The sequence below is a fragment of the Lysobacter sp. A421 genome, from assembly GCF_054052145.1.
Map to the genome: position 1 here is coordinate 507,399 of NZ_JBSVRL010000002.1, position 18,151 is coordinate 525,549.

Annotated in this window: 19 protein-coding genes; 16 read left to right on the top strand and 3 right to left on the bottom strand. The window is 66.3% G+C overall.

Annotated elements, in window-relative coordinates; genetic code table 11:
* Positions 1–12: 12 nt before the first annotated feature.
* Positions 13–951, top strand: a complete 939-nt coding sequence (gene hemC, locus ACW7G6_RS07725) for a hydroxymethylbilane synthase (RefSeq protein ID WP_456978119.1) — start codon at positions 13–15, stop codon at positions 949–951.
* 42 nt (positions 952–993) lie between these two features.
* On the opposite strand, the gene ACW7G6_RS07730 is transcribed toward hemC, so the two are convergent.
* Complete coding sequence (locus ACW7G6_RS07730; protein WP_456978120.1) at positions 994–1,653, bottom strand: DUF481 domain-containing protein; 660 nt, start codon at positions 1,651–1,653, stop codon at positions 994–996.
* A 575-nt stretch (positions 1,654–2,228) separates the two neighbouring features.
* On the opposite strand from ACW7G6_RS07730, the gene ACW7G6_RS07735 reads away from it, so the two are divergent.
* On the top strand, positions 2,229–3,206 hold the full coding sequence (locus ACW7G6_RS07735) for a helix-turn-helix transcriptional regulator (RefSeq protein WP_456978121.1): 978 nt from the start codon (positions 2,229–2,231) through the stop codon (positions 3,204–3,206).
* 15 nt (positions 3,207–3,221) lie between these two features.
* Here ACW7G6_RS07735 and ACW7G6_RS07740 read toward each other — a convergent pair whose 3' ends face one another.
* Together ACW7G6_RS07740 and ACW7G6_RS07745 are read right to left on the bottom strand one after the other, a co-directional pair.
* The gene (locus ACW7G6_RS07740) at positions 3,222–3,947 is read right to left on the bottom strand and encodes a DUF481 domain-containing protein (RefSeq protein WP_456997952.1); all 726 of its coding nucleotides are present in this window, start codon (positions 3,945–3,947) and stop codon (positions 3,222–3,224) included.
* A 98-nt stretch (positions 3,948–4,045) separates the two neighbouring features.
* Positions 4,046–4,264 carry a hypothetical protein gene (locus ACW7G6_RS07745; protein ID WP_456978123.1) on the bottom strand — a complete coding sequence of 73 codons (219 nt, stop codon included), beginning with the start codon at positions 4,262–4,264 and terminating at the stop codon, positions 4,046–4,048.
* 241 nt (positions 4,265–4,505) lie between these two features.
* Here ACW7G6_RS07745 and ACW7G6_RS07750 point away from each other — a divergent pair, with 241 nt between their 5' ends.
* The 14 genes from ACW7G6_RS07750 (at position 4,506) to ACW7G6_RS07815 (ending at position 18,099) form a co-directional block, all read left to right on the top strand.
* Positions 4,506–5,441, top strand: a complete 936-nt coding sequence (locus ACW7G6_RS07750) for a patatin-like phospholipase family protein (protein WP_456997953.1) — start codon at positions 4,506–4,508, stop codon at positions 5,439–5,441.
* Between the two features lie 98 nt (positions 5,442–5,539).
* Positions 5,540–5,773, top strand: coding sequence for a hypothetical protein (locus ACW7G6_RS07755; protein ID WP_456997954.1), 234 nt, complete (start codon positions 5,540–5,542; stop codon positions 5,771–5,773).
* 85 nt (positions 5,774–5,858) lie between these two features.
* On the top strand, positions 5,859–7,985 hold the full coding sequence (locus tag ACW7G6_RS07760) for a prolyl oligopeptidase family serine peptidase (RefSeq protein WP_456997955.1): 2,127 nt from the start codon (positions 5,859–5,861) through the stop codon (positions 7,983–7,985).
* A gap of 116 nt (positions 7,986–8,101) precedes the next feature.
* Positions 8,102–10,222 carry a S9 family peptidase gene (locus ACW7G6_RS07765; RefSeq protein ID WP_456998138.1) on the top strand — a complete coding sequence of 707 codons (2,121 nt, stop codon included), beginning with the start codon at positions 8,102–8,104 and terminating at the stop codon, positions 10,220–10,222.
* 97 nt (positions 10,223–10,319) lie between these two features.
* Entirely contained in the window at positions 10,320–10,760 is a 441-nt protein-coding gene (locus ACW7G6_RS07770; protein WP_456997956.1) for a YbaN family protein, read from the top strand.
* Positions 10,761–10,812: 52 nt separating this feature from the next.
* Positions 10,813–11,136 (top strand): LPS translocon maturation chaperone LptM, encoded by a 324-nt coding sequence (lptM, locus tag ACW7G6_RS07775; protein WP_456997957.1) that lies wholly within the window; start codon positions 10,813–10,815, stop codon positions 11,134–11,136.
* Positions 11,129–11,995 (top strand): diaminopimelate epimerase, encoded by an 867-nt coding sequence (dapF, locus tag ACW7G6_RS07780; protein ID WP_456997958.1) that lies wholly within the window; start codon positions 11,129–11,131, stop codon positions 11,993–11,995. The genes lptM and dapF overlap by 8 nt, the downstream gene beginning before the upstream one ends.
* The gene (locus ACW7G6_RS07785; RefSeq protein WP_456997959.1) at positions 11,992–12,666 is read left to right on the top strand and encodes a DUF484 family protein; all 675 of its coding nucleotides are present in this window, start codon (positions 11,992–11,994) and stop codon (positions 12,664–12,666) included. The genes dapF and ACW7G6_RS07785 overlap by 4 nt, the downstream gene beginning before the upstream one ends.
* Positions 12,667–13,267: 601 nt before the next feature.
* Complete coding sequence (gene xerC, locus ACW7G6_RS07790) at positions 13,268–14,149, top strand: tyrosine recombinase XerC (RefSeq protein ID WP_456978131.1); 882 nt, start codon at positions 13,268–13,270, stop codon at positions 14,147–14,149.
* Between the two features lie 98 nt (positions 14,150–14,247).
* Entirely contained in the window at positions 14,248–14,799 is a 552-nt protein-coding gene (hslV, locus tag ACW7G6_RS07795) for an ATP-dependent protease subunit HslV (protein WP_456978132.1), read from the top strand.
* A 2-nt stretch (positions 14,800–14,801) separates the two neighbouring features.
* Complete coding sequence (hslU, locus tag ACW7G6_RS07800; RefSeq protein WP_456978133.1) at positions 14,802–16,181, top strand: ATP-dependent protease ATPase subunit HslU; 1,380 nt, start codon at positions 14,802–14,804, stop codon at positions 16,179–16,181.
* A 115-nt stretch (positions 16,182–16,296) separates the two neighbouring features.
* Positions 16,297–16,959: a hypothetical protein gene (locus tag ACW7G6_RS07805; protein ID WP_456997960.1), complete on the top strand. Its 663-nt coding sequence runs from the start codon at positions 16,297–16,299 to the stop codon at positions 16,957–16,959.
* Positions 16,931–17,458 carry an RNA polymerase sigma factor gene (locus ACW7G6_RS07810; protein ID WP_456997961.1) on the top strand — a complete coding sequence of 176 codons (528 nt, stop codon included), beginning with the start codon at positions 16,931–16,933 and terminating at the stop codon, positions 17,456–17,458. The genes ACW7G6_RS07805 and ACW7G6_RS07810 overlap by 29 nt, the downstream gene beginning before the upstream one ends.
* A complete protein-coding gene (locus tag ACW7G6_RS07815; RefSeq protein ID WP_456997962.1) occupies positions 17,455–18,099 on the top strand; it encodes a hypothetical protein in 645 nt (214 codons plus the stop codon). Before ACW7G6_RS07810 ends, ACW7G6_RS07815 begins: the two co-directional genes overlap by 4 nt.
* Positions 18,100–18,151 lie beyond the last annotated feature (52 nt).

Consider the following 18,151-nt stretch of genomic DNA (forward strand, 5'->3'; position numbering starts at 1 on the left):
GATAATGACCGCATGACTACCCTGCGTATCGCCACCCGCAAGAGCCCCCTCGCCCTGTGGCAGAGCGAACACGTCGCCGACGCCCTGCGCGCGGCGCATCCCGGAATCCGCGTCCAACTGGTGCCGATGAGTACCCGCGGCGACGAGGTGCTGGACCGCTCGCTGGCCGCGATCGGTGGCAAGGGGCTGTTCCTGAAGGAGCTTGAAATTGCGATGCAGCGCGGCGAAGCCGACTGCGCGGTGCATTCGCTGAAGGATGTGCCGATGGCGCTGGAGCCGGGCTTTGCGTTGCCGGCGATCCTGCCGCGCGCCGACTACGCCGACGCCTTCATCAGCAACCGTTTCGACGACATTGCCGGCCTGCCCGAGGGCGCAGTGGTTGGCACCTCGTCGTTGCGGCGGCAGGCGCAGTTGCGCGCGCTGCGCCCGGACCTGCAGCTGCGCGACCTGCGCGGCAACGTCAACACCCGGCTGGCCAAGCTCGATGGCGGTGATTACGACGCGATCGTGCTCGCTTGCGCCGGCCTGCAACGGCTCGGCTTCGATGCCCGGATCCGGTCGCGGTTGCAGGCGCCGGACTGGCTGCCGGCACCGGCGCAGGGGGCGATCGCGATCGAATGCCGCGACGACGATGCCGCAACAGCGGCGCTTTGCGCGGCACTGGACCACGCCCACACCCGCACCTGCGTGGAGGCCGAGCGGGCGATGAACCGCGCCCTGGACGGCAGCTGCCACGTGCCCGTCGCCGGTCTGGCCACGCTTGACGGGGAGCGTTTGCGATTGCACGGGCTGGTCGGCTCTGCAGCCAGTGGCGGCGCGGTGCGTGCCGATGCGGAAGGCAGCGCCGATGCGCCCGAGGCGCTGGGGGCGAAGGTCGCCAGGGCGTTGCTCGATCAGGGCGCCGGCGAATTGCTGGCGCAAGCCTTGTCATCGCCCGCGACGCGGGGCTGACTAGCGTGGCTGACTAGCGGGGTTGACTAAACGCGGGGCTGACTAGAACCGTCGCCGCAACTGCAGCGACGACTCCGCCGATTCGGTGCCGGTGACACCGGCATCGTTATGGCGGATCTGGAAGTCGCCTTCCAGGGTCCAGAACGGCCACAAGGCGACATCCAGGCCAACCGACTGCTTGACGAACGTCACCCCTTGCCCGGTTTCAAACTGGATGGTCTGGTTCCATCGCGCGCGCTCGGTGATCTGGTAGCCGAGGTCGAGCTCGCCACGCAGCACCGGGCCGGACAGGTTGATGCCATCGTCGTGGAGCGGCGCAAGCCGGTAGGCGGCGCCCAGCTGCACGCCCAGTTGGGTCGGGCCGTTGCGCAGCGCCTGCAGGTGGTAGCGGGTGCCGATGCGCCAGTCATTGGCGTAGCTCGCCTTGGCATCACGCGGGCGTGCCGGTGCGCTCAGCCCGATCCACGGGCCACTGCCGGGCAAGCTCAGCTGCCCGCCGCGCTTGCTGTCGAATGTCAGGTGATCGCCAAGCCGGGCGGCCGCGCGCTGCCATTCTTCATCGCCACAGCGGGTCGAATAGCAGAACAGCCGCAGCTGCGCCGGGTCGCTGCCAAGCGCCATCAGCGCCGGGTCGGCAACCGCCGCTGTGGGCAGGGTGATGAATGGGCCGGTGAGCAGGACCAGCCCCAAGGTGCCAAGCATGGTCGGCCATGGATCGGGGAGGAACGCCCATTATGGCAATGATCACCTACCGACCCAACTACGTCGGTTCAGCTGGCAATAGGCGTTGCGGTCGGGGATGGGCTCGGTGCGGATCGGTTCGCGCGGGGTGCGGGCTTCTTCTACGCGGTGGTCGTAGGTCGGGTTTCAACCCGACATCGACGGTGATACGAGAGTTGGCGGTGTCGGGCTGAAGCCCGACCTACGGCCGTGTGTGTCGTTTGTTTTTGCCCGTAGGTCGGGTTTTAACCCGACATTGGGGGTGATGCGGGAGTTGGCGGTGTCGGGCTGAAGCCCGACCTACGGCCGTGTGTGTCGTTTGTTTTTGCCTGTAGGTCGGGTTTTAACCCGACATTGGGGGTGATGCGGGAGTTGGCGGTGTCGGGCTGAAGCCCGACCTACGGCCGTGTGTGTCGTTTGTTTTGCCTGTAGGTCGGGTTTTAACCCGACATTGGGGGTGATGTGGGGTTGGCGGTGTCGGGCTGAAGCCCGACCTACGTGCCGCTGCCGCGGGGGCAATAGTGGCGGTCGCTCTGGCCCGGTGCGATGCTTGCGCCATGGAACGTATCGAACGCATTCACGCCCTGCACCGGATCCTGACTTCCGCGCGCTATCCGGTGACGGTGCAGCGTCTGCAGGAGGAGCTGGAATGTTCACGGGCGACGGTCTATCGCGACCTCGCCTACCTGCGCGACCAGTTGATGGCGCCGGTGATCGGCAACGGCGAGGCCGGGTTCCGTTACGACCCCGACGAGGGTGATCGTTTCGAGTTGCCCGGCCTGTGGCTGAACTCCGACGAGCTTCACTCGTTGTTGGCGGCCCAGCAGTTGATGCTGCGCAGCGGCGGCGGGGTGTTGTCGAACGCACTGGCGCCGTTGCAACACCGTATCGAGAAGTTGCTCGACGACCATGCCGGCGGCCGGCGGGTGCCGATCGAGCGCATCCGCGTGATCCCGCACCGCACCCGGCGACTGGACGAAACCGCGTTCCGCCACGTCGCCACTGCGGTGCTGGACCGCAAGCAGCTGGCCTTCGAGTACCGCGCCCGCTCCACCGACCAGGCCACCCGGCGCACGGTGTCCCCGCAACGCATGACCCACTATCGCGACAACTGGTACCTGGATGCCTGGGACCACGACCGCGATGCATTGCGCAGCTTCGCGGTCGACCGCATCAGCAACGCCCGCCAGCTCGACGGCGCGGTGCATGACGTTCCGGACGAGGAGCTCGATCGCCAGTTGGCCTCCAGCTACGGCATTTTCTCCGGCACCCCGAAAGGCTGGGCGACGATCGTGTTCAGCGCCAAGGCCGCGCGCTGGGTGGCCGATGAGCATTGGCACTCGCAGCAGCAGGGCCGGTTCCTCAATGACGGACGCTATGAACTGAAGGTGCCCTTCAGTTCCGGGCGCGAGCTGCTGATGGATGTGCTGCATTACGGCAGCGACGCCGAGATCATTGAGCCACCGGTGTTGCGGGAGCAGGCGCGCGCCTTGTTGTCGCTCGCGATGGGCAACTACGAGCGCGACCCCCGCTGATTTCCGTGTGCCCGGTCAGAACCCGTAGACGATATTGACCGTGGTCAGGGTGTCGGTTTTCTTGATGCCCGGCAGCACATCGGTGTTGTGGCGTACTTCCAACCCGGCCTTCAGGGCCAGCGAAGCGTTCATCTTGACCAACACCCCCACGTCGTTGCGGGCGAAGGTATTGTTCTGCCCGGCCTCGATCAACAGGGTGTCGTAGATCGAGGTCGATGGATTGAACTGGTGCTTGAAGTCCATATAGCCGCGCACGATGGCGCCGTTCTCGTGAACGCGCACCCCCTGGAGCTTGGACCAGCGGTAGCCCGGGCCGACTTCGAAGCTCAGTTGCGATCCCTCCTCCTTGATCACCTCGTGGCTGTAGCTGATCGCGGCGGCCGATTGGTACTCGTAGGCGGCGAAGTGGTCGCGTTCGGTACGCGCCGAGCCAAACCACTGGCTGCGCTCGCCAACGCGGCGGCCGGTCTTGCTGAACGCCTCGTAGCGGGACGCGCTTTCGATGTCGTCCTGCTCGCCATACAACAGCGCCAATCCAATCTCGTGCTCCCACAAGGCATTCTCGCGGGTCAGGCCGAGCTTGCCGGTCAGGGTCTGGGTGTCGGTGTTGCCGCTGGAAAGGGCCAGGCCCAACTCACCCGTGCCACGCCAGCCGTAGTCCTCGGTGGTCTGGTCGGCGGCAGCGGCGGTGGGGGCGGCAATGACCGCAGCAAACGCCGCGGTCAGGATCAAGGAACGCATCTGGAACTCCGGTTTGGCAATGGAAAACGGCCGGAGATCACCGGCCGCACGGGCATTATCCATGCACGCCAATGCATGCCAACCCACTGCGTGCCGGGTTACGGTTTGCGCGCGCTCCTCACCAGGTACAGGCCGAGCACGACGGCGACCGCCGCCACCAGCGCGCTGGGCAGTAGTCCCCGCAGTAGCGCGCCAATCGATCCGGTACCCGCTTCCATATCCATGCCGATCGGATCGATGACGCCGTAGCCGAGCAGCATGATGAAGGCGAAGCCGAGCGCGATACACAGGTAACCGATGTACAGCCGCGTGTTCATGACGTGTCCTCCTGTTCGCCGGTGACAAGTGTGCCGGCCGCACGGCGGATACGCGAGCGGCCGCGGGTGAGAACGGCTGGCGATGCGTCGGGTTCGCAGCGGCCGGCCATCGTCGGGTCCGTGGCATCCTTGACCCAGGGTCACCTCGATCCGCCACCGCGCCCCTTGTCATGGCCTGTATCGAAGATCTCCCAGCCATTCGACCTTCAAGACTCTCGCTCGATCCGGTTGCGGGTTGCTGATGGCCGGCGCAGACGCCCCCCGGATCGGGCGCGACGAACCGGTCGCCCTGGTGCTCGGTGCCGGTGGCGCGCGCGGGTTCGCGCAGATCGGCGTGATCGAGTCACTGCAAAAGCGCGGTCTCAACATCGTCGCGGTGGCCGGCTCATCCAGCGGTGCGTTGGTTGGTGGTTTGTTTGCCGCCGGGCAGCTCGACGTGTTCCGCGAATGGGTGCTGTCGATGAGCCGGACCGACATGTTGCGCCTGCTCGATCCGGTGTTTGGCCAGCCGGCGCTGTTTGAAGGCACGCGCTTGATGGCGGCGTTGCGGAAACGCACCGGCGACATCCGGATCGAGGACCTGCCGATCGACTTCACCGCGGTTGCGGTCGACTTGCCGCGCCAGCGCGAAGTCTGGCTGCGTGACGGTGACCTGTGGGATGCGGTGCGCGCCTCGATCGCGATCCCCGGCGTGTTCACCCCGCACCGTGTAGACGGCCGCGAGTTGGTCGATGGTGGCCTGCTGGCACCACTGCCGATCGCGGCGACCCGCCTGTCGGGTGCGCACCGATTGATCGCGGTTGACATGAACAGCTGGCCGAGCAACCCGCCCGGCAGACCTGCGGAGCCGGACGCACCCGAACCGCGCATCGGCGATGAGAGCCCTGCGCACGGGGGCCTGCTCGACTGGATCGAGCGTCGTTTCCACCGCAACGGCAACGATGCCGGCGCGTCCATGGACACCGGATCCCAGTACGGCTTCATCGAGCTGATGGCGCGCTCGCTGGACACCACGCAGGCACAGATCGCGCGTGTGCAGATGGCGCTGGACCCGCCCGAACTGGTGATACGGATACCGCGCGATGCCTGTGAGTTCTACGAGTTCTGGCGTGCGCGCGAGCTTATCGAGATCGGTCGCGCCGAAGCCGACAAGGTGCTTGACGCCGCCGGCTACTGAGCCTTGTCCAGGCGTGCGGCGGCAACGTCATCCATGCGGTCGCAGCCGGTGAGAACGTGCGGCGCAATGCTGTGGCTCCACCCATCAGGAGCCGCGCCATGAACCGTTCCGACCGAGTTTCCATCCATCCGATTGATCCACGTATCGAGGACGTGCTGCGCTACGCCAGCGCGATCGGCGCGACCTTGCTGGTGTTGCTGCCGGCGGCGCGCGGTTCCAGCGAGATGATCGGCTGGCTGCCGTTGTGGTTGCTGGTGATGCCGCTGAGCGGGTGGTGGTTGGTGCGCCAGGTCCGCCGCCCGCGACTCGCTGCGAGGGTACGGCACGGGTGACTTGGTGCACGCGGCCGGCATCGCGCCGCCGTGCTAGCGTGCGGGCTTCGTGTTTTCATTTTTCGTCCCAGATAATGGAGCGCCCATGTCCACGCTGTCGCAGGCCTGCCAGGCCGTCATCCTCGTTGCCGGCCTGACCGTTGCCGCGGGTGCTGCCCACGCCCAGGAGTCCGCCGTGTCCGATCCCTATCTCTGGCTTGAGAACGTCGAAGGGGAGAAGGCGCTTGATTGGGTCAAGGCCCGCAACGCCGTGACCGAAGCCGAGCTCGCCAGCACGCCGGAATTCAAGCAACTGGAGGCGAAGATCCTCGCGATCCTCGACTCGGAGGCGAAGATCCCGTTCGTCAGCAAGATTGGCGACTATTACTACAACTTCTGGAAGGACGCCGGGCACGAGCGCGGCATCTGGCGTCGCACCACGCTGGACGAATACCGCAAGGACGCGCCGCAGTGGGAAACCGTCATCGACCTGGACGCGCTGAACAAGGCCGAGGGCGAGAACTGGGTCTGGCACGGCGCAGACTGCCTGAAGCCGGCCTATGAGCGCTGCCTGATTGCGCTGTCGCGCGGCGGCGCCGACGCCGATGTCACCCGCGAGTTCGACCTGTCCACCCAGTCCTGGGTCACCGACGGCTTCTTCCGCGACGAGGCCAAGGGCGGACTGGGCTGGATCGACCGCGACCATGTCTACGTGTTTACCGACTTTGGCCCCGACGCGGATGGCGCGCCCACGGTGACCGAGTCCGGCTACCCGCGCGTGGTCAAGCAGTGGGCCCGCGGTACCCCGATGTCCGAGGCAGTCGTGGTCTACGAGGGCAAGGCCGACGACATGTACATCGCCGCCGCCCACGACGACACCCCGGGTTTCGAGCGCGATTTCGTCAGCCGCACCCTGGCGTTCTACAACGACGAGTTGTACCTGCGTGAAGACGGCGAGCTGACCAAAATTGATGCACCCAACTCGGCCAACAAGTCGGTCCACAAGGACTGGCTGGTGCTGGAGTTGCGCAAGCCGTACGAGGCCGGTGGCAAGACCTGGCCGGCCGGTAGCCTGATTGCGGCCAATTTCGACGACTTCATGGCCGGTGGACGCGACTTCACCGCGCTGTTCGAGCCCAGCGAGACCACGTCGCTGGCCGGCTCGGCCGTGACCGCCAACCATCTGGTGTTGAACGTGCTCGATGACGTGCGCAACCAGCTCAGCGTGTTGACCCCGCCGGAAGACGGCCAGGGCGAATGGACCCGCAGCGCCTTCGTCGGCCAGCCCGAGGGCAGCGTCAACGTGTGGGCAGTCGACCCCGACGACAACGACAAGGTCTGGATCACCGCCGACGGCTACCTCAGCCCGGAGACGCTTGCCATCGCCGAGGTCGGCCAGGCGCCGCAGGTGCTGAAGACCATGCCGGCGTTCTTCGATGCTTCCAGCCACCAGGTCGAGCAGTTCTTTGCCACCAGCAAGGACGGCACACAGGTCCCGTACTTCATCGTCAAGCCGAAGGATCTGGTGCTCGATGGCACCACACCGACCCTGCTGTATGGCTATGGCGGCTTCGAGATATCGATGCTGCCCGGTTATTCGGGCAGCGTTGGCACGGCGTGGCTGGAGAAGGGCGGCGTGTACGCGGTCGCGAACATCCGTGGCGGCGGCGAGTACGGCCCGCAGTGGCACCAGGCCGCGCTCAAGGCCAACCGGCACAAGGCCTATGAAGACTTTGCCGCAGTCGCCCAGGACCTGGTCGCACGCAAGATCACCTCGCCCGACAAGCTCGGTACCCAGGGCGGCAGCAACGGCGGCCTGCTGGTGGGCAACATGCTGACCCAGTATCCGGAGCTGTTTGGCGCCATCGTGGTGCAGGTGCCGCTGCTGGACATGAAGCGTTACCACAAGCTGCTGGCCGGGGCGTCGTGGATGGCCGAGTACGGCGATCCGGACAAGCCGGAGGAGTGGGCGTTCATCAAGACCTTCTCGCCATACCACTTGTTTGATGCCGACAAGGACTACCCGCCAACCCTGTTCACCACCTCGACCCGCGACGACCGCGTCCACCCCGGCCACGCGCGCAAGATGATGGCCAGGATGCTGGAGGCCGACAAGGACGTGCGCTATTACGAGAACATCGAAGGCGGTCATGGCGGCTCGGCCAACAACAAGCAGGCCGCGCACATGAGCGCGCTGGCGTATACGTTCCTTTGGAACCAGTTGGCGGACTGAATGCGCAAAGGCCGGGCATGCCCGGCCTTTTTTTCAGGAGCGACGCCCCGTAGCCCGTTGTACTTCCCACCTCCGGCCCCCATCCCATGAATCCCACTTTGCTGCTTGCCGCCTTGATGACCCTCTCCAGCCCGACCCTCGCCCAGACCCTGCCGACACCTCCCGACGTCGCCGCCAAAGCCCACGTCGTCACCGCGCCGCATGGTGCCGAGCGCCAGGACGAGTACTACTGGTTGCGTGATGACAGCCGCAGCAACCCGGAGATGCTGGCCTACCTCAACGCCGAGAACAGCTACGTCGACACGGTGATGGCGCCGCTGCAGGGCGTCCAGGACACCCTGTACGAGGAGATCGTCGGGCGCATCAAGCAGGACGACAGCTCGGTGCCGTATCGCGAGCGTGGCTGGTGGTATTACACCCGGTACGAGACCGGACAGGACTATCCGGTGCATGCGCGCCGCCACGGTTCGATGGACGCCGCCGAAGAGGTCTTGCTGGACGTCAACGCGATGGCCGCCGGCAAGGACTATTTCAGTGTCGGCGACTGGGAGGTCAGCCAGGACAACCGCCTGCTGGCCTGGGCCGAGGACGACATCGGACGCCGCCAGTACGTGATCCGGATCAAGGACCTGGAGACCGGCAAGGTCTTCGATGATGTCATCGCGGGGGTGGCGGCGAACATTGTCTGGGCCGACGACAACCAGACCCTGTTCTACGTCGAGAACGACCCGGACACCCTGCTCACGGTGCGGGTCCGGAAACACGTGCTCGGCACCCCGGTCAGCGACGACGTGCTGGTGTACGAGGAGTCCGATGACACCTTCTACATGGGCATCGGCCGCACCCGCGACGATCAGTACATCTGCATCGGCGTGGAAAGCACGGTGTCCAGCGAGTCGCGTTGCGCGCCGGCCAGCGACCCGCGCGAGTTCGTGGTGCTGGCGCCACGCCAGCGCGATGTCGAGTACGACGCCGACCACCACGGTGGGCGCTGGGTAATCCGCACCAACGCGCCGGATGCGGACGGGCAGGTGGCCGACAACTTCAAGCTGATGACCGCACCCAGCCATGCCAGCTCGCGTGCCCAGTGGCAGGAGTGGATCGGCCACGACGAAGACGTATTCATCGAGGGCTTCGAGCTGTTCGACGGGTTCACTGCGGTGGCCGAGCGCTCCGGTGGCCTGGAGCGGGTCCGGCTGCTGCGCGGCGAGGCCGGCCAGTCGAATGCCGACGCGGAGTATGTCCAGGCCGATGAACCGGCCTACTCGATGGGCCTGGCGGTCAATTCCGAACCCGACACCGACTGGTTGCGCTACAGCTACACCTCGCTGACCACGCCGGCGACCACCTACGAGCTCAACACCCGCACCGGCGAGCGCAAGCTGCTCAAGCGCCAGCCGGTGATCGGCTACGACCCGGACCAGTACGTGACCGAGCGCGTCTGGGCACCGGCCCACGATGGCGTGAAAGTACCGGTATCGCTGGTCTACAAAAAGGGCTTCCAGAAAAACGGTGAGGCGGCGCTGCTGCAGTACGCGTATGGCAGCTACGGCTACTCGATGGACCCGGCCTTCAACCTGCCGGTGGTGAGCCTGCTGGACCGCGGCATGGTCTACGCGATCGCCCACGTCCGCGGCGGTCAGGAGCTGGGCCGCAAGTGGTACGACGACGGCAAGCTGCTGAACAAGCAAAACACCTTCAACGACTTCATCGACGTGACCCGGTACCTGGTCGAGCAGGGCTATGCGGCCAGCGACCGGGTGGCCGCGTACGGCGGCAGCGCCGGCGGCTTGCTGATGGGCGCGATCGCCAACCAGGCGCCCGACAGCTACAAGGTGATCCTGTCGCAGGTACCGTTTGTCGACGTCGTCACCACCATGCTGGACCCGAGCATCCCGCTGACCACCAACGAGTACGACCAGTGGGGCAACCCGGAAGACAAGGTTTTTTACGATTACATCCTGGCCTACTCGCCTTACGACAACCTGGTCGACCAGGACTATCCGGCGATGTTCATCGGTACCGGGCTGTGGGACTCGCAGGTGCAGTATTGGGAGCCGGCGAAGTACGTCGCCCGGCTGCGCGACCTGGCGACCGGTGACGCTCCGGTGCTGTTCCGGACCAACATGGATGCCGGCCACGGCGGCAAGTCGGGACGGTTCCGGCGCTATCGGGAGCTGGCCGAGATGTACGCGTTCGCGCTGGACCAGTTGGAGGTTGCCGCGCCGGCTTCCTGAGCCGCTGCTGGCGTGGCTGCGCCAGCGTGGTCGAGGGCCGGGGTAGAAGACCGGGTCGAGGATCGGCACCGGGGCGTCGATTCGCCGACAATGGGCCATGCCTGACCGTGCGCCAATCCCGGACCCGCCCGCCCCGGCACTCCCGCTTGCCCCTTCCGCCCCGGTAGCCAGCCGGCTGCGTTGGGCCTGGTGGCTGGTCGCCTACCTCAGCCTGGGCCTGGGTCTGGTCGGGGTGGTCGTGCCCGGTCTGCCCACGGTCCCGTTTGTGCTGCTGTCGGCTTATGCGGCCGCCCGCGGGTCTGCCCGCCTGTACCGCTGGTTGCTGGCCCATGCCCTGTTTGGGCCCATGATCGTGGACTGGCAACGCGGCGGGACCGTCGCGCGCCGGGCGAAGTGGTGGGCGAGCCTGTCGATGGCGGTGTGTGCGGTGGTGATGTTCCTGACCGCGCCGCAGTGGTGGATGGCCGGCACCGGCACCGGGGTCATGGCGCTGGTGGCGGGTTGGTTGTGGTTGCGGCCTGAACCGCCAATCCGATGAGCTTCGCAGCCACGGCCCCCACCGCTACACTGCGCCGATGAACACACAAAAAATGATGTGGCTTGCTGGCGCGCTGACGGTGTCGCTGTTGGTGCTGAGCGGCTGTGGCAACAAGGGCCCGCTGGTGATGCCCGATGCGGTTCCGGCCGAGCCTGCGGACACCGATGCCGACCCGCTGCAGACCGACACCCCGCCGGTGGACGTTGGTTCGCCAGTGGATGACATGCCCGTCGATCCGGTGCCGATCGACCCGGCCACGGTTCCCGATTCCTCGACCGACATCGATACCGACACCGACACCGACACCGAATCAACCGACGCCCCTTCCGCCGACGTGGACGCCGCCGATGACGCCAATGACGACGGGAATGGCTGAGCCGGCGACATCGGTGGCGGCACCGGCCTTGCGTTTCAGCAAGATGCACGGCGCCGGCAATGATTTCGTCGTGTTGGACCTGCGTGGTGAAGTTTCTGCGCCCAGCCCGTCGTTGTGTCGCGCACTGGCCGACCGCCACACGGGTGTCGGCTGCGACCAGGTCCTGACCGTCGAGCCGGCCCGCGAACCGGGTTCGGTGGCCAGCTACCGGATCTGGAATGCCGACGGCTCGACGTCGCAGCAATGCGGTAACGGTGCGCGCTGCATCGCGGCCTGGCTGGTGCGTGACGGCGCGGCGTCGGCGGGTGCCGACTTCGCGATGGACAGCCCGGCCGGCACGCATGTGGCCGAGCGATTGGACGACGGCGGTTTCCGGGTCGCAATGGGAGTGCCGCAGTTCGATCCGGTCCGGATCCCGCTGCATGGCTTCAGCGCGGCGCGCGATGCTTACGTGCTGCCGGTGCGCGGCTCGATCATCGAGGTAGGCGCGGTATCGCTGGGCAACCCGCATGCCTTGATCGAGGTCGAGCAGATCGACGCCGCGCCGCTTGAGGCCATGGGTCGCAACCTGCAGCAAAGCGCCGCTTTCCCGGAGTCGGTCAACGTCGGCTTTGTCCAGGTGGTCGCGCGTGACCATATCCGGCTGCGCGTGTACGAGCGCGGCGTCGGCGAGACGCTGGCATGTGGCAGCGGCGCCTGTGCGGCGGTGGCGATCCTGGTCCGCCGGGGCCGGGTCGACCGTGACGTCCGGGTGGTCCTGCCCGGTGGCGAGTTGCGCGTTGCATGGCCGGAAGATGACGCGCCGATGCTGCTGGCCGGCCCGGCAAAATTCGTATTTGAAGGAGAATGGACCGCATGAGCGAGACCACCGAGAAACTGGGTGCCCACGATGTTGCCGCTTGGCTGCGTCGTCATCCCACCTTCCTGCAGCAGTTTCCCGACTTGTCGCTGACCTTGGTGGTGCCGCGCGAGGAAGGCTCCGCCGCATCGTTGGCCAGTTACCAGCTGGAGGTGCTGCGCGACAAGAACCGGGAGTTGTCCAAGCGGCTGCGTGAGCTGTTTGGCAACGCGCAGGAGAACGAGCGGCTGGCAGTGCGGACCCACCAGTTGGCGTTGGCGCTGATGCGCCAGGACAGCGCCGCCGACACAGTGCGCGCGATGGCCGCCAGCCTGGCCGAGGACTTCAACGGCGATCTGGTGCGGCTGGTGTTGTTCGAGCCCGTTGAGGGGCTGGACGAGGACGAGTGGCTGCAAGTGGTGCCGCGCGATGATGCCCGTCTGCAGGCGTTCCGCGATTGCCTGGACGACGGCGAGCCGTTGTGCGGGCGGCTGCAGCCGGACAAACACGCGTTGTTGTACGGCGCGCAGGCCGAACAGGTGCATTCCACCGCGTTGCTGCCGCTGCCCAACCTGGGGCTGGTCGCCGTGGGCAGCCGCGACCCGAACCGGTTCTTCCCGGGGATGGGTACCTTGTTCCTGCGAATGATGGGCGAGGCGCTGGAAACGGCGCTGGCGAGGTATGCGCGGTAGTCACTACAACGTCAACCACGCCGGTGACGGCGACCCTGCCCGCAACCGCAACCGCAACCGCAACGGGGACGGGGACGGGGACAATGGCTGCGATCGGGAGAGTAATTGCGCCCGCATCCGCGCTTGCAAGAGCGGCCGCAAAAGCGGTCTCTCGGCTCCGGTAGGGGCGGCGCCCTGCCGGGGGTTTGCTACTCGGCTCGGTCAGGCCATCCATGGCCTGACTCGCCGCCGCAGGCCATCCCTGGCCTGCTTTCCGCAAACCCCCGACAGGACGCCGCGTCGCTGCTTCATTGACGGGGTGGCTGCCCACCGTCCACCGTCATCCCCTCCACCCCTCCCGTCATCCCCGCGAAAGCGGGGACCCAGTGACGTTCGCTCCGTAGCGCTGCCCCCTCCGTCGCCCACCGTCATTCCTCTACCCACTGTCATTCCTCTACCCACCGCCATTCCTCTACCCACCGTCATCCCCGCTCCCAACCGTCATCCCCGCGAAGGCGGGGATCCATGGACGTTCGCGCCGTGGTCATAACCCTTCCATTCGCCCGCCGCCCACCACCCACCGTCATCCCCGCGAAGGCGGGGATCCAGTGACGTTCGCTCCATGCCCATAACCTCTCCAATCGACGACTTCCTGTCCCATCTGGCGGTTGAACGGCGGATGTCGCCGCACACCCTGGATGCCTACCGACGCGACTTGACCGCATTGACGCAATGGGCGGACGCGCAGGGGCTGGCGGTGTTGGATGTGCGCACCGAGCCGTTGCGCGGCTTCATCGCCGCCGAGCATCGCCGTGGGCTGTCGCCCAAAAGCCTGCAGCGTCGCTTGTCGGCGTGTCGGAGCTTCTATGCCTGGTTGCTCAAGCATGGCCGTGTCGAGGCCAACCCCGCCGCCGCAATCCGCGCACCGAAGGCCCCACGGAAGCTGCCCGAAGTGCTCGATGCCGACGAGGTAAAAGTTCTGGTCGAAGTGCCGACCGATGTGCCGCTGGGACTGCGCGACCGGGCCATGCTGGAGTTGTTCTATTCGTCCGGCCTGCGTCTGAGCGAGTTGTGCGCGTTGCGCTGGCGTGACCTCGACCTGGACGACGGACTGGTCACCGTGCTGGGCAAGGGCAGCAAGCAGCGCAGCGTGCCGTTGGGCTCCTACGCCCGTGCGGCGCTGGCCGAATGGCACGGCTCCACCGGCGCCGGCAGCGACAGCCCGGTGTTTCCCGGACGCAATGGCCCGATCACCCCGCGCGCGGTGCAATACCGGCTGCGGCAACTGGCCCAGCGCCAGGGTGTGTTCAAGCGTGTCCACCCGCACATGCTGCGGCACAGCTTCGCCAGCCACATCCTGGAGTCATCCGGGGACCTGCGTGGCGTGCAGGAACTGCTCGGCCACGCCGACATAGCCACCACCCAGATCTACACCCACCTGGATTTCCAGCACCTGGCCAAGGTCTACGATTCCGCCCACCCCCGCGCAAAACGAAAGCCGTGATTGCGCCAACCGCAACCGGAACCGCCGCTCTCGTCGCCTTCACCCTTGCCTCCCGCCGGACCCATCCCCACCTCTGGTTGACACCCACGGAGGCCTGTATGGACCCCAGCCAGAACCCCAATGTGTTCCACGCCACCACCATCATCTCGGTGCGCCGCAACGGCCGCGTCGCGATTGCCGGCGACGGCCAGGTGACGCTTGGCAACACGGTGATGAAATCCAACGCCCGCAAGGTCCGACGGCTCGGCCGCGACGGCCAGGTCATTGCCGGTTTTGCCGGCGCCGCTGCCGACGCGTTCACATTGTTCGAAGTCTTCGAGGCGAAACTCGAAAAGCACGGCCAGCTGACCCGCGCCGCGGTCGAGATGGCCAAGGATTGGCGCACCGAACGCCGCTTCGGCAAGCTCGAAGCGCTGCTGACGGTCGCCGACAAGGAGGCCTCGCTGGTCATCAGCGGCACCGGTGACGTCATCGAGCCGGACGACGGCATCGTCGCCATCGGCTCCGGTGGCATGTACGCGTTGTCGGCCGCGCGCGCGTTGATGGCGCATACCGAAATGGATGCCAGGACAATCGCGGTCGAGGCGATCAACATCGCCGGCGGCGTGTGCATCTACACCAACCGCAACGTCGTGGTGGAGGAACTGTGAGCATGAAACTGGACAATACCAACGCCACCATGACCCCGCGCGAGATCGTGCAGGCGCTGGACACCCACATCGTCGGTCAGCAGGACGCCAAGCGTGCGGTTGCCATCGCGCTGCGCAACCGCTGGCGCCGCAGCCAGCTCGACGAGGAGCTGCGCAACGAGGTCATGCCCAAGAACATCCTGATGATCGGCCCCACCGGCGTCGGCAAGACCGAGATCGCGCGGCGGCTGGCGACGCTCGCCAACGCGCCGTTCGTGAAGGTCGAGGCGACCCGCTTCACCGAGGTCGGTTACGTCGGCAAGGACGTCGAACAGATCATCCGCGACCTCGCCGACACCGCGGTCAAGCTGTACCGCGAGCAGGCCAAGCACAAGGTCCGCACCAAGGCCGAAGAACGCGCCGAGGATCGCATCCTGGATGCCTTGCTGCCCAAGCGCACCAAGGGTCTGGGTGGTGGCATCGGTTTCGATCCGCAGGTCGCCGCCGCCGAACCGTCGGCGCAGGAATCGGAGACCCGGATCAAGCTGCGTCGCCAGCTGCGTGCCGGTGAATTGGACGAGCGCGAGATCGACATCGAGACCGCGATGAATGTCGGCGTCGACATCCTCGCCCCGCCGGGCATGGAGGAGATGGGTCAGCAACTGCGGCAGATGTTTTCGCAGGTGTCGGGCGGCAAGACCAACAAGAAAACCCTGACCATCAAGGCCGCCCGTCCGCAGCTGATCGAGGAAGAGGCCGGCAAGCTGGTCAATGAGGACGAAGTCCGCGAGGCCGCGATCGAGGCCTGCGAGCAGCACGGCATCGTGTTCATCGACGAGATCGACAAGGTCGCCAAGCGCGGCGAGAACGTCGGTGGCGGTGACGTCTCCCGCGAAGGCGTGCAGCGCGACCTGCTGCCGCTGGTGGAAGGCTCCACGGTCAGCACCAAGTACGGCTCGGTGAAGACCGACCACATCTTGTTCATCGCGTCGGGCGCGTTCCACATGGCCAAGCCGTCCGACCTGATCCCCGAGCTGCAGGGCCGGTTCCCGATCCGGGTCGAACTGTCGGCGCTGACCAAGGCCGACTTCATCCGCATCCTGACCGAACCCAAGGCTGCGCTGACCGTCCAGTACGTCGAGCTGATGAAGACCGAAGGCGTCAGCGTCGTGTTCACCGACGATGCGGTGGAGCGCATCGCCGAGATCGCCGCGACCGTCAACGACCGCCAGGAAAACATCGGCGCCCGCCGCCTGCACACCGTGCTCGAACGCCTGCTCGACACCCTCAGCTACGAAGCCCCCGACCGCGATGGACAGGCCGTCACCATCGATAGTGCGTATGTTGACGAGCACCTGGGCGAGCTGGTGCAGGATCCGGATTTGAGTCGGTACATTCTTTAGCTGTCAGGTTTTCCGAGCGGTGGGCGACTAACCATCCAGACCCAAACGGAAACGCCACATGGATGCCACTGTCCCGTTCGCAGCTGCCCGCACCCGCCCCGCATTTCGGATCCTGATGACTTGGCTTGCCGACGCCTGGCGTCTGTTCCGTCGGGCGCCGGTCCGGATGTTCCTGCTGTCGTTGCTGCCCATTGCGGTGGAAGGGCTGATCCAGTTGGCGCCGGGCGTCGGCATCGTGGCGTCCAAGCTGCTGACGCCGTTGGCCAGCGCCTGGGTGTTCGCGTTGATACATCACAAGGCGCGGGGCGGACACTTTGCGCCCGTGGCGGCAAGCGGGGTGTGGCTGTCGCGGTTGGCGCCGATGCTGTGGGTGGCGCTGCTGTCGGCGGCAGTGTTCGCCTTCCAGTTGCTGGTCGCAGCAACATTGGGTGGCGTCGATCAGTCACTCGCGCTGGCCGCGGGCGACATCGCCAACCTGCACTTCGACCGCGCTGAACTCGGTTGCATCTTTGCGTCGGGAACGCTCCCGTCCGCGCTGCTGATGTTCCTGATGCCGCGGGTGTTGCTCGATGGCATTGGGGTCGGCCGGGCGTTGGGTGAAAGTCTGCGCTGCGTGGCGCGTTACTGGCGACCGGTGGCGCTGCTGACCTTGCTGGTGGCTGCGCTGATTGGTGCAGTTCTGTGGCTACCACTGTTGCTGCTGGTCCTGCTGCCCTTTGCCACGTTGGTCGGCTACACGAGCTATCGCGATGTATTCGACCGTCCCCAACTTGATTGACTCCGCGCCGGCGGCGACCGATATCGACGAGGTGCTCCGTCAGCACGGTCCCATGCTGTCGCGCATCGCCGCCAGCTACGAGTTCGAACCCGCGCGCCGTGAGGACCTGCTGCAGGAAATCAGCCTGGCATTGTGGCGGGCACTGCCACGCTGGCGCGGCGAAGCATCACTGCGCACGTTCGCGGCCAGGGTCGCGCACAACCGCGCGGTGGATCACCTGGGCAAGTATTGCCGGTTGAACGAGAACGAGCTCGACGAACACCATCCCGACCCCGCCGCCAACCCCCAGCAACACACTGAAGTGCAGCAACGCCGCGACGCCTTGCTGGCCGCAGTGCGACGACTTGCGCTGGGCCAGCGGCAGGTCGTCGTGTTGGCATTGGAGGGCTTCTCGCAACGTGAGATCGGCCAGTCGCTTGGACTGGAGGAAAACACCGTGGCCCAGCGCCTCGGTCGCGCCCGCAAACAACTGGCCGAGTGGCTGGGAGACAGTGCATGAGTACCGGTGCCGACAGCCGCGACGGATCCGGCGTGACCGCGCCGGTGAGCGACGGATGGAACGTCCTGGCTGCCGATTGGCGCGCGCAGGCGACGGCGAAGATCGATGTCGAGGGACTGCGCCGGGAGGTCGTGCGGCGAGGGCGCCGCCTGCGCTGGATGATGGGCGCGGAAGTGCTGCTGACGACCGTTGTAATCGGCATGTGTGTCTGGGCGACGTTGTTGGTGGAACGACCGCTGTTCTCGCCGACCGGATCGTTGGTGGTGATCGCATGTGTGCTCGGTGTCCAAGGCTGGTCGCTGTGGATTCGTCGGCGCCAGGTCCGTGACAGCGGCCTGAACGTGCGCGCGTTGCTTGCGCTGGAGCGCGACCGCATCCGGACCTCGCGGCTCTACTGGCGAGTCAACGTCTGGCTGGCGGTCGCGCTCTGGTGCGTGCTGTTCGGCGTGTTGATGCAGGGTTTAGTGGTCCCTGCCGACGACGGCGGTTCCGGCATGTCACTGCGACAGGCGATGGCGTCGTTGCTGGTCAACGCCCCGGTCACGCTGGGCTTCGCCACGTTTGCATGGTGGTGGTGCGGTCGCGGCAGGAAGCGACTACAGCGCCTGCAAGCCTTGCAGAATGCGCTCGATGCCGATTGACGACTTGCCTGTCGGTTTCATGCTCCCTTAACCGCACAGGGTCATCCTCGCG